At 44.6% G+C, this 12519-nt stretch carries 12 protein-coding genes; 2 read left to right on the forward strand and 10 right to left on the reverse strand.

The window, feature by feature from the left end; translation table 11 throughout:
* Positions 1–73 precede the first annotated feature (73 nt).
* Positions 74–853 (reverse strand): enoyl-CoA hydratase, encoded by a 780-nt coding sequence (locus B2739_RS11915; RefSeq protein WP_331346078.1) that lies wholly within the window; start codon positions 851–853, stop codon positions 74–76.
* 147 nt (positions 854–1000) lie between these two features.
* Here B2739_RS11915 and argS point away from each other — a divergent pair, with 147 nt between their 5' ends.
* The gene (gene argS, locus B2739_RS11920; protein ID WP_331346079.1) at positions 1001–2740 is read left to right on the forward strand and encodes an arginine--tRNA ligase; all 1740 of its coding nucleotides are present in this window, start codon (positions 1001–1003) and stop codon (positions 2738–2740) included.
* 181 nt (positions 2741–2921) lie between these two features.
* Complete coding sequence (locus B2739_RS11925) at positions 2922–4517, forward strand: SGNH/GDSL hydrolase family protein (protein ID WP_331346080.1); 1596 nt, start codon at positions 2922–2924, stop codon at positions 4515–4517.
* Positions 4518–4616: 99 nt separating this feature from the next.
* Here B2739_RS11925 and rpoS read toward each other — a convergent pair whose 3' ends face one another.
* From rpoS to kdsA, 9 genes are all read right to left on the reverse strand, one after another.
* Positions 4617–5621, reverse strand: a complete 1005-nt coding sequence (rpoS, locus tag B2739_RS11930; RefSeq protein WP_331346081.1) for an RNA polymerase sigma factor RpoS — start codon at positions 5619–5621, stop codon at positions 4617–4619.
* Between the two features lie 148 nt (positions 5622–5769).
* Complete coding sequence (locus tag B2739_RS11935; protein WP_331346082.1) at positions 5770–6588, reverse strand: peptidoglycan DD-metalloendopeptidase family protein; 819 nt, start codon at positions 6586–6588, stop codon at positions 5770–5772.
* A 237-nt stretch (positions 6589–6825) separates the two neighbouring features.
* Positions 6826–7500, reverse strand: coding sequence for a protein-L-isoaspartate(D-aspartate) O-methyltransferase (locus tag B2739_RS11940; RefSeq protein ID WP_049629531.1), 675 nt, complete (start codon positions 7498–7500; stop codon positions 6826–6828).
* 109 nt (positions 7501–7609) lie between these two features.
* Entirely contained in the window at positions 7610–8590 is a 981-nt protein-coding gene (truD, locus tag B2739_RS11945) for a tRNA pseudouridine(13) synthase TruD (RefSeq protein ID WP_331346083.1), read from the reverse strand.
* Between the two features lie 42 nt (positions 8591–8632).
* Complete coding sequence (ispF, locus tag B2739_RS11950; protein ID WP_331346118.1) at positions 8633–9103, reverse strand: 2-C-methyl-D-erythritol 2,4-cyclodiphosphate synthase; 471 nt, start codon at positions 9101–9103, stop codon at positions 8633–8635.
* 27 nt (positions 9104–9130) lie between these two features.
* A complete protein-coding gene (gene ispD / locus B2739_RS11955; RefSeq protein ID WP_331346084.1) occupies positions 9131–9838 on the reverse strand; it encodes a 2-C-methyl-D-erythritol 4-phosphate cytidylyltransferase in 708 nt (235 codons plus the stop codon).
* A 65-nt stretch (positions 9839–9903) separates the two neighbouring features.
* Positions 9904–10185 carry an FtsB family cell division protein gene (locus B2739_RS11960; protein ID WP_331346085.1) on the reverse strand — a complete coding sequence of 94 codons (282 nt, stop codon included), beginning with the start codon at positions 10183–10185 and terminating at the stop codon, positions 9904–9906.
* A gap of 87 nt (positions 10186–10272) precedes the next feature.
* The gene (gene eno, locus B2739_RS11965) at positions 10273–11562 is read right to left on the reverse strand and encodes a phosphopyruvate hydratase (RefSeq protein ID WP_331346086.1); all 1290 of its coding nucleotides are present in this window, start codon (positions 11560–11562) and stop codon (positions 10273–10275) included.
* A 67-nt stretch (positions 11563–11629) separates the two neighbouring features.
* The gene (gene kdsA, locus B2739_RS11970; protein ID WP_331346119.1) at positions 11630–12481 is read right to left on the reverse strand and encodes a 3-deoxy-8-phosphooctulonate synthase; all 852 of its coding nucleotides are present in this window, start codon (positions 12479–12481) and stop codon (positions 11630–11632) included.
* Between the last annotated feature and the right edge of the window lie 38 nt (positions 12482–12519).

Genomic DNA, 12519 nt, shown 5'->3' on the forward strand with positions numbered 1-12519 from the left:
ATTAAACACGTGGCGAATTAGTATCAAAAAAACGTTGCGCTTCTGTTCTAAACTCGCGACCTAAAACCGTGAACTAAAATCGGGAAAAATCCGGTGCACGTTTTTCAAAAAAGGCCGTGATGGATTCCTTGCACTCCTCTGATGCCAAGCCTGCCGCAAAACCGGTGTATTCCGTGCTGAGCGATGCGTCTACCGCAACACGGGTCGCCGCACGCAAAAGCGCTTTCGTACGGCGTACAGCGCCCGGCGGTTGTTGGGCCAAGCGTGCGATTTTTGTTTTTGCATATTCCGTTAGCTCATCCCACGGAACCGCTTTGGTTACAATGCCCAAATTAGCCGCATCTGCACCGGAAAAAGGTTCGCCCAGAAAAAACAGCTCAGCCGCTTTCTGCTGGCCGACAAGGCGGGGAATCAAATAGCTGCTCGCATATTCAGGGCACAATCCGAGATTGACAAAGGGCAATTGCAGACGCGCATCATCAGCGGCATACACAAGATCACAATGCAGCAGAAGCGTCGTGCCAATCCCCACCGCATGACCACGCACCACCGCCACAACAGGCTTACCGCAATCGCGCAGAGCCTCCATAAAACGCACAACGGGGTGATGTTCATGGATTTCCGGCTCATTCATAAAATCCATTAGATCATTGCCACTGGTGAAAAATTCATCCGTGCCTGTGAGCACAATCACGCGCACCTCCCCATCCATATCGGCATTTTTGATCAAATCCGCCAAAGCACCGTACATGGCCAGTGTCAGCGCATTTTTACGCTCAGGGCGGTTCAAGCTTAGGGTAAGTACACGTGCCTCAAAGTGAGTAACAATCTGGGGTATTGGGCTGCTTATCATTATCGGATCCTTGCTGTTTCTGGGGTTGGAGGGTCGATTGAGTATAGCCAACGCCACCCATTGCGCGCATAAAAGATGGCACCACTCTCCACCGGCGAGTACAATTCGCCACCTTCTATACTGAGCAATAATGACCGAAATTACCCTATGAATATCCGCGAACTTCTCAACCAAAAAGTCCTTGATGCAATGGCCGCCGTGGGTGTGCCCAGTGATCTCCCCGCCTTGATAGCGCCCGGAAAAAAAGCCGGTTTTGGCGATTACCAAGCCAACTGTGCTATGGGAGCCGCCAAAGCCATGGGAACCAACCCACGCGAACTGGCAAGCAAAATAGTCGCTGCACTGGAACTGGATGGCATCGCCGACAAACTGGAAATTGCAGGCCCCGGATTCATTAATATCGACCTCAAGCCTGAATGGCTGGGCGCGCAAATTGCCAACGCCCAAAGTGATAGCCGTTTGAAAATAGAACAGGTCACTAACCCGCAAACCGTCGTCATTGACTACTCCGGCCCCAACCTCGCCAAAGAAATGCATGTCGGCCATTTACGCTCCACTATTATTGGCGATGCACTCGCACGCTTACTGGAGTTCCAAGGGCACAAAGTGATCCGCCAAAATCACGTTGGTGATTGGGGTACGCAATTTGGAATGTTGATCGCTGAGCTTGAGGAACAATTGGGCACTAATGGCGATGGCAGCATGGCGCTCAAAGATTTGGAAGTATTTTATCAACAAGCCAAAAAACATTTTGATGATGACGAAGTCTTCGCCAATAAAGCGCGCGACTATGTCGTTCGCTTGCAATCCGGCGATGCACAGATGCAGAAATTATGGGAGCAATTTAAAACCATCTCCCTGCATCACAGCACCGAAATTTATCAGCAGCTTAATGTCACATTGAAAGACAGCGATGTACGCGGTGAAAGTTTTTACAACAATGATCTCGCACCGGTAGTAAAAGAATTGCAAGAGCAAGGGCTCGCAGTTGAAAGTGATGGTGCGCAGGTTGTGTTCTTACAAGAGCTCGCCGACAAAGAAGGCAATCCATCGCCCATGATTATCCAAAAACAAGGCGGCGGTTTTTTATATGCCACAACCGATTTGGCTGCCTTGCGTTATCGCGTCAACACGTTAAAAGCGAACCGCATTATGTATTTTATTGATGCGCGCCAATCGCTTCATATGCAGCAGGTATTTACCCTTTCGCGTAAAGCAAAATTTGTCGATGAGTCTGTGAGCCTCGAACACCTGGCATTTGGCACAATGATGGGCAGTGACGGCAAACCTTTCAAAACGCGTACGGGTGGCACAGTGAAATTGGCAGAGCTGCTAACAGAAGCGGTGGAACGTGCAAGCGCACTGGTGATAGAAAAAAATACTGAGTTGACGCCAGCCGAAGTCGCAGAAATTGGCCGCAAAGTGGGTATTGGCTCGGTTAAATACGCCGATCTTTGTAAAACACGCACCAACGATTATGTGTTTAGCTGGGAATCCATGCTCAGCTTTGAAGGCAATACGGCGCCTTACTTACAATATGCCTATACACGCGTACAAAGTATTTTCCGCAAAGCGGGCATTGCACCTGAGTCATTGAACAGCGCAATTATTATTGGGACAGAGCAAGAAAAAAACCTTGCGATCAAACTACTGCAATTCAGTGAAGTGTTGGATCAGGTTGCGCGCGAAGCCATGCCGCATTTGCTGTGCACCTATCTGTATGATATCGCCAGCCTTTACATGAGCTTTTATGAAGCTTGTCCAATCCTGAAAGAAGACATAGCGCCAGAGTTACGCGATAGCCGTTTACGCTTGTGTCATCTCGTCGCACGCACTATCGCGCAAGGCCTGGATTTATTGGGCATCGAAGTAATGGAAAAAATGTAACATCGAATAACAGGCCTGCATTTGGACAAAATTAACTAAACGCAGGCCTGCATAACTCGCAACCACTATTCAAACCAAATACTTATTAGAAATTTATAACACTGGCAATACTCGGTCATCTTTACCCCAACAATATCATTATTAATTTGCCGCTAAAAAGTAGCGCGCAGAGGAGGTAAACATGAAAATTTTTGCACTCATTCCAACACTCGCATTATGTCTGGTATCAGCATCCTGCTCTCACCCACAAAACGCTTCCCATAAAAATATTACCTCACTCAGCGGTGTTGTCATTGAAAAGCAACCGCTGGCAAATGCGCATATTATTCTGCGCGACTCAACCGGCAAGATGCTCACTACAACTACCGACAACACAGGGCGATACCAGCTATCCTTGCAAGGCATCACACTCCCAATCACCTTGTCTGCAGTAAGCAATGGAAGTGAACACGCATGCTTGGATAACACCAAACTACGCCCTGTGTGCATGGCCGCGGTGATCAATACTTTCCCGAATAAAAATGCGCCTATCGGAAATATTAATCCTCTGACAGATCGTATTACATCTGACATTGCTGCATCACAGGGCTTTATTGGTCCACAACAATGGATAATGCAAAACAGAGTTTTCAATATTGATGAAGCGCACTTAGAACAAGCGCGCGCAGAAATGCGCAGCGGATTTTTGCAAGCATTAAAAGACTCCGGCGTTACTCACCCGGAAAGTTTTGATCCTGCCACATACCCTATAAAGCCACATGACAACCTTAGCCATATTTTTTCGTATATCCATCACAACCGCAATTATGATAACAACACCGGCGAACCTGGCCACACAACACTGAGTGATATCAGTTTTCGCCCCATTGTTGGACTAACGGCAAGAGGTGCATATGAACCGCTTGATCTGGCGCGCGCACGAATTGAATTAAATGAAATCCAGAAAGCGGCAGTACGTATATTTATTGTGGGTGACTCTACATCAGCGGTCTACGAGCAACTACGTTACCCGCGTATGGGATGGGGACAACAATTTGCAAATCAATTACATGCAGATAAAAACATTAAAGTCATTGTAGGCTCTCGCGCCGGACGCAGCTCACGTGATTTTTACAACGGACGCTGGTTCGCGCAAATGGAAAACCTCATCCAGCAAGGGGATTATGTTTTTATTAATCACGGCCACAATGACCAGAATTGTGATGTAAAAAAACCTTTGCGTGGCATAGCAGATGTCACCAATCTATGCACCTACCCTAACAGCCACAAAGGCAAGCCCCAATACCCAGCAGGCTCACCTGAACTGTCATTCCAACACTCTCTGGAGCGATATATTCATATTGCACGTAAACTCGGTGCACAACCGGTATTATTTACGCCAACAGCGCGGATTAAAGATAAAGATGGAAAACAAACGACACCCGTAATTTCCAGTCATTTCACCCAACAAAACATAAATCAAGGCTATCTCTTCACTGGCAATTACACACAAACAATCAAAGACACAGCACGTGTCAATAAAGTGCCCCTGATCGACCTGGAAACTGCCAGTATTGAATTTGCAAACAAGGTGGGAACGCCCGGCTGGAAAAACTACTGGCTGGTTGTCGATCCATCCATTAATGCTTTTTATGCGAATGGAGTACCAGGAAGCCCGCAATCGCCTGATGGCACACACTTTCAAGAAAATGGTGCCAGTGTGATAGCCTCGCTGGTCGCAAGGGAGATCAAACGAACACCTGAACTTTCCGCCCTGACACGTTATTTGAAACAATAATCTATTCGGGAATAGCAATGATATTTGTTGGGTAGCAATAAACAAAAACCCCCGAGTTTTTAACTCGGGGGTTTTTGTTTATCAATTTAACAAGGAAAACTATACGCTGAATAACGCTGCGCTATCCAAACCCTGTTTTTCCATAATATCGCGCAGACGTTTCAAGGCCTCTACCTGAATTTGACGCACACGTTCACGGGTCAAACCAATTTCAAGCCCAACTTCTTCCAATGTACTTACTTCATATCCGCGCAAACCGAATCTGCGCGCTAATACTTCACGTTGTTTTTCAGTTAACTCATCCAACCAATGATCGAGACTGGTAGTCAAGTCAGCGTCTTGCAGCAGAGCTGCCGGATCAGACACATGGGTGTCGGCAATAGTATCTACGATTGCGCGATCAGATGAGTTACCAATAGGGGCGTCTATCGAGGTAACACGCTCGTTTAAGCTCAACATGTGCTCTACATCAGCAACAGGCTTCTCAAGCAGGTTCGCAATTTCTTCAGGCGTTGGTTCATGATCGAGTTTTTGCGAAAGCTCACGTGCAGCTCGCAGATAAATATTCAGTTCTTTTACAACATGTATTGGCAAACGAATAGTGCGGGTTTGGTTCATAATCGCCCGTTCAATAGTCTGGCGGATCCACCAAGTAGCGTAGGTTGAGAACCGGAAACCGCGCTCGGGATCGAACTTTTCAACAGCACGAATCAAACCGAGGTTGCCTTCCTCAATCAAATCAAGAAGCGCCAAACCTCTATTGACATAACGGCGAGAAATTTTCACAACGAGACGAAGGTTACTTTCAATCATACGCTTGCGCGCAGCTTCGTCACCTTTCAATGCTTTACGTGCGAAGAATACTTCTTCTTCGGCACTCAATAATGGAGAGAAACCAATCTCATTTAGATAAATCTGGGTAGCATCAAGCGTTTTGTTATATTTTTCATCAACAATACGGTCACTTGTTCCAAAAGCGGGCGCTTTAGGCAATTCGTCGTCTTCTTCTGCCAACATCAACTCTGAATCATCTAATTCGATGTCTGATGCAACAAACACATCATCGCGATCAAATGTTACAGAGTCTCTATTTTGTAATGTCATTTTTCAGCCCCTTATATCAATTTTTTTATTTAACCGGCTGGCTTTTTTATCAGTCATCCAGCTTGCTCAAGCTGTACCTCTACACATAGATGCCATATGTTCGAGATATTTACTTATGATCTCCCGTTTAACTCATAAGTGTGACACTTTATCGTCGCGGTAAGAACTTTAAAGGGTCTACCGGTGTACCATCACGACGAATTTCAAAGTGAAGCTTTACTCTATCGGTACCACTTGAACCCATATCGGCAATTCTTTGACCAGCTTTAACAAAATCACCTTCTTTAACTAATAACCTATCATTATGGGCATAAGCACTAAGAAAGTTTTCATTGTGTTTAACGATCAATAATTTGCCGTATCCTCGCAGCCCACTCCCAGAATAAACAACCTGTCCAGATGCTGCTGCAAGCACAGGCTCGCCCAATTTGCCGGCAAGATCAATACCCTTATTCAAACCTGTGCTCCCCTGAAATGCCGAAAGCAACACTCCATTTGCAGGCCAGCGCCATTGTGGTGCGCTGTGTACAAGTGTTTTTGGCTTTGCATTGGCAATAGACACTGTATTTTTTTCTTTACGAGCAGTGTCATTTCGCCGGGGTATTTCTGAAGTTGTAGATGTTGGCTTTCTTAAAATGGTAGGTGTTGAGGATGACTTACTAACTCGTCCCATATTCGCGGCTGACCCCACATCAAGCCTGATAACCTGTGAAGGCCGAATGATATAAGGAGCTGATATGCCGTTATGTTTTGCCAATGACTCATATCTCAGACCGTATCGCCATGCAATTGAGAACAGGGTATCACCTGGAACAACAACATGCGTTTTAGGTCTTTTGGCGAAATCCTGTGATTTGTCTGACACCGGTGCAGGAGCATGCGATGCACATGCACAAATAAAAAAAGCGATCAATATTATGAACAGTTTTGATGGTGCGATCAGCTTATTGAACTGCACTGGCGACATGAAACCACTCAAGATATTTGTCTATTATTTGATAACCGTTATACGATTATGATCTTAATAATTAGAATTTATTTTAAAATCATCTAATATTTTTATAAAAAAACACCCAAAAAAGGGTTTTAAAAGCGATAAAAACGTGTTCTGACATCTGAAGGGGCTATTTTCTAAATCGCGCTTTAAAAAAACTTACTCCCTATGTCTACTATTTTGCGCACTGTTTAGATTTGACTTTAAGTTTTAACGAGAAGTTCCTGATAAAAAAGGGACAAATTTTACAGGCTCTAATATTTGCGTGATGTAGTTTTCTGAATCGCCATCACGTAACACGAGATGCAGTTGCTGCTCTCGCCCACCAACCGGAATAACTAATACTCCGCCAGGAGCAAGCTGTTTTAACAACTCATCGGGGATGGCTTGCGGTGCCGCGGTACTAAGAATTCCATCGTAAGGCCCTGCTTCAGGCCATCCAAAACCACCATCTGCATGACGTAACTGAATATTTCTTAATCCCATCTGGCGAAAGCGGTCGCGAGCCTTATCTTGTAATGGCTTGATTCGCTCAACGCTGTAAACATGTGGAACCAATTGAGCCAACACACAAGTTTGATAGCCAGAACCCGTCCCTACTTCTAGTACTTTATTAAGTTTTCCCCCCGCGGCACCTAATAAAATTTCCGTCATGCGCGCAACAATATAAGGCTGGGAAATTGTTTGCCCATGACCGATAGGAAGTGCCGTATCTTCATATGCTCTATGGGCAAGCGCTTCATCAAGAAAAATATGGCGCGGAGTATTAAGCAAGACATCAAGCACTTTCATATTGCTTACACCTTGGTCACGCAAACGCTGGATAAGACGCTCACGGGTGCGTAGCGAGGTCATACCTACACCTTGCATCAATAAGTTAGTCATATCTTTAGATTACTCCACTCATACCGCAGATTATCGTCAGCTCTAATCACAGAGCGCCCCACAAACGGCCACTATACCATAGGCTCTTCGGGTTTCTGATAGCACTGCCTTATACCGTTGTTGGAACGTCTGTTGTTTGAATTTGCAAAACAAAAAGTTCATGCAGTATTGATGTAGCAAATTCACCTGCATCCAACGAAAAACGTAACACAAGATCATTATCGTTCCATTCATACTGAGGGCTGCGCGCAAATAACTGCAAGGGACGACGCTCTTGTGACAAACCAGCATGTTCAAGGCCATCACACCAACTTGCCCAATCCACCAGCACATTCGCCTCAAACTCTCCCTGCTCACCAGACACGAGTGGACGCCCCCTACCCCACAATGGACCAGATGGACATCCATTTACCTCACCACCCATTACAACCGTCCAGTTATTTGCTTTCACGCGTGCCGCTAATACAAGATTAAATAAATAAGCCCTGGCTGCCGAAAGCATCAAGCCTCGCTTTTGCTTATCTTTGTAGCGCTTTCCTTGTACTAAAATCGCTTCCGCTTCATGCAGATTATTTCCACCCAAGCCAAAGCGTTGCTCTCCAAAATAATTAGGGACGCCTTTTTCAAAAACAGTATCAATTCGCTGTTTTAGTTGTTGATGGTCAGATGCCTGCACATCTCGCAAACGAATAACAAAATGATTTTGCTTATGCTCACCACGACGTAATTTATGCTGGTGACGAGATGCTGAAAGCACCTGAATTGTGCTCGAATTAATTAAGGACCAGTCCGGCTCCGGTGCTTTAGGCAAATAAACACTAAACCACTGAGCTGTCACTGCATGACGGTCTTTACGCCCGCAATAGCCAACATCATTAATATTTACACCTGCCAGCTCAGCAATTTTTCCGGCAACCCACGCTGTATTCTCTCCACGCTTACAAACATGCAAAAAAACATGCTCACCAATACCGGACGGCAAATAACCTAAATCTTCATCTACTTGAAAATCTTCTGGTTGCGCACGAAAAATGGCACTTGCAGTTAAAGAACCATAAGCAAGAGGAAACTCAAGTGAAAACTCTCTCAAAAGATGACCTATAGAAAAATGATGTATTTAAATAACGGTTAATTATTTTTCTAACAATACAACCGCATAACATTCGATGCCTTCTTCTCGCCCCACGAAACCCAATCGCTCTGTGGTAGTTGCCTTGACGTTAATTTGGCCGATATCGGTTTGCAAATCACCTGCGATGGTTTCAATCATGTGAGGTATATAGCTAGCCATACGCGGTGCTTGTGCAACGATCGTCATGTCTGCGTTGGCCACTTTCCATCCCAAACTATTAACTTTCGCATGCACCATACGCAGTAGTGAGCGGCTATCAGCATTACGATATTGCATATCAGTATCCGGAAAATGCTTTCCTATATCACCAAGTGCAGCTGCACCCAGCAATGCATCGCATAACGCATGCAAAAGCACATCACCATCTGAATGCGCAACCAATCCAAAACGATGAGGAATTACGACACCGCCGATAACAATCTTGTCGCCATCACCAAAAGCATGGACGTCATATCCGTGACCGATACGCATAGACATAATTATTCCCCCCACTACCAACTAATTAGATAACTGCTGCTGAATCAACATAGCAGCGATCGCCAAATCTTCTGGACGAGTTATTTTAATGTTATCACTCCGCCCCTGAACCATAAGCGGATGATATCCGTAACATTCAACTGCAGAAGACTCATCAGTAATTACTTTTCCTTCCGACAAAGCACGCTGCAAACATGTTTTCAGCAACCCCAAACGAAACATCTGTGGCGTTTGGGCATGCCATAAAAGGTTTCGATTTGCTGTTGATTGGATACTGCCGCCTTCCACTTGCTTTAATGTATCGCTTACTGGAACACCCAGTATCCCTCCAACAGAATGCTGCTGAACCACATCAACTAACTCAATGATACTATCAAGCGAAACACAAGGACGCGCCGCATCATGTACCAACACCCAATCATCAGACGCAGCCTTGCGCGCTAGAAAATCCAAGGCATTCAATACAGAATTACAACGCTCATCACCACCGATAATCTTATGAATTTTGGGATTCTGTGCCAATGACATGGTATTCCAGTGATGATCCTCAGCATGTAACACCAACACAATGCCAGCAATATCAGGCAGCTTAAGTAAGCGCTCCAAAGTATTTTCAAGAACAGTTTTACCAGCTAGCGGTAGATATTGCTTGGGGCAAACAGCACCCATGCGAGAGCCAATTCCGGCTGCAGGGACAACAATCCAACAGGTTTTTTTTTGAGAAGTCACAGATTGACCCATGAAACAGATTGATTTACAAAAAAATGTAAGATCAGGATAGATAAAAAGAAAAACTACTTCTGCCCTTCATCCAAAATCATGAAAAAAGTTTCATCTTTTTTGATTAAACCTATATCGTTACGCGCACGCTCTTCAATGGTGTCCAAACCCGTTTTGAGTTCTTCAACTTCAACATCCAAAATGCGGTTACGCTCACGCATACGATCATTTTCAGCTTGCTGAATTTTGATTTCGTTTTCCAAACGATGGGCGTGCGCAAGGCTACCATCGCCAATCCATAGACGGTATTGCAGGGCCACAAGCAAAAGAACCAAGACAGCCAATAACCATTTCATAATTGTTGCAGTTTTTAAGTCACGATTTGGTTTTTATTACTATCAAAAAACAAAGGCCGACGTATCGGCCTTTGTTTTTCACTTAGCTTACGCCTTAAACTCAGCACGGCCTTTGTAGGAAGCAGCTGCACCTAACTCTGCTTCGATACGCAACAAACGGTTGTACTTGGACACACGGTCTGAACGGCACAACGAACCTGTTTTAATCTGACCAGCTGCTGTAGCAACAGCCAAATCAGCGATGGTAGTGTCTTCAGTTTCGCCCGAACGGTGAGAAATAACCGCAGTGTAACCCGCATCTTGCGCCATTTTAATCGCATCAAGAGTTTCGGACAGAGAACCGATTTGATTGAACTTGATCAAAATAGAGTTAGCAATCTTTTTATCAATCCCTTCTTTCAAAATTTTGGTATTGGTTACGAACAAGTCATCACCAACCAATTGGATTTTATGGCCAATTTTTTGGGTTAAGTCAGCCCAACCAGCCCAGTCACTTTCATCTTTACCATCTTCAATCGAAATGATTGGATATTTAGCAGCCAAATCAGCAAGGTAATCGGAGAATTCATTTGTAGTAAATACGCGACCTTCACCAGCCAAATCATATTTACCATCTTTGTAGAATTCAGAAGAAGCACAGTCAAGAGCCAAAGTTACATTCTCGCCCAATTTGTAACCCGCTTTTTCTACCGCTTCAGCGATCACTTTCAGAGCATCTTCGTTAGATGGCAAGTTTGGTGCAAAACCACCTTCGTCACCTACCGCCGTATTCAAGCCTTTGTCATGCAGAATTTTTTTCAAGCTGTGAAAAATTTCAGCGCCAACACGCAGAGCCTCAGCGAAGGTTTTAGCACCTACTGGCTGAACCATAAACTCTTGAATATCTACATTGTTATCAGCGTGCTCACCACCGTTGATAATATTCATCATTGGTACGGGCATAGAGTATTTGCCCGGAGTACCGTTCAGATCTGCGATATGTGCGTACAGAGGTACTTTTTTAGAGATTGCGGCCGCTTTGGCGTTTGCCAGAGAAACAGCAAGAATGGCGTTAGCACCCAATACAGTTTTAAAGTCCGTCCCATCAGCTTTGATCATCGCGTTGTCGAGTGCACGCTGATCCAATGCATCAAAACCTACTAATAAATTTTTAATTGTTGTATTGATGTTATTAACTGCCTTCAATACACCTTTACCCAGATAACGTGATTTGTCGCCATCGCGCAACTCCAATGCTTCGCGTGAACCGGTAGAGGCGCCTGAAGGGGCGGCGGCTGAACCTACGGAACCATCTTCCAGAATAACTTCGGCCAATACAGTTGGATTGCCACGGCTATCCAGAATTTCAAAAGCTTTGATGTCAACAATCTTAGTCATTCGTTTTCTCCAGAGTGTGTTTCTACAAAAATGAGTTAATGTCTAATCTGCGTTTGATATTCACTTATTACTGAATATCCAAAGGCGGTAAATTTTTTACTACATCATCAATTGTTTTCATTTGCAGTAAGAAAGGTTCAAGCTTATCTAAGGGTAACGCACTGGGACCATCACATTTGGCTTTATTTGGATCTGGATGCGCCTCCAAAAACAATCCTGCCAAACCCACTGCCATACCTGCACGCGCCAACTCAGCAACTTGATGACGACGCCCGCTTGAAGCAGCGCCCATTGGATCACGACACTGCAGAGAATGGGTTACATCGAAAATAACCGGAGCATTACCACTAACCTCACGCATAGTACGGAAACCGAGCATGTCCACTACAAGATTGTCATACCCAAAGTTAGTACCACGATCGCATAGAATTATTTTTTCATTACCGCATTCAGCAAACTTTTCTACGATATTTTTCATCTGCCCCGGGCTGAGAAATTGCGGCTTTTTGATGTTGATAACAGCATTGGTTTTGGCCATAGCAACAACCAAATCAGTCTGGCGAGCCAGAAACGCTGGCAGCTGGATAACATCACATACCTCTGCTACTGGCTGACATTGATAGATTTCATGCACATCGGTAATAACAGGAACACCAAAGGTTTGTTTGATTTCTTGAAAAATCTTTAAGCCTTCTTCCATTCCTGGACCGCGATAAGAGTAAATGGAAGATCGGTTGGCTTTATCAAAAGAAGCTTTGAAAACGTAGGGAATTCCAAGTTTTTGTGTGACCTGTACATAGGCTTCTGCAACTTGCAGAGCCATATCGCGCGATTCAAGCACATTCATTCCGCCAAATAATACAAATGGCAATGAATTACCGACTTGAACCTTATCAATATTTACGATTTGTTGTGACACATGAGTTCCTTTTTTGATCAAAAAAAACTGCAAAAAAA

This window comes from Cellvibrio sp. UBA7661, assembly GCA_002483365.1.
Lineage (GTDB): Bacteria > Pseudomonadota > Gammaproteobacteria > Pseudomonadales > Cellvibrionaceae > Cellvibrio.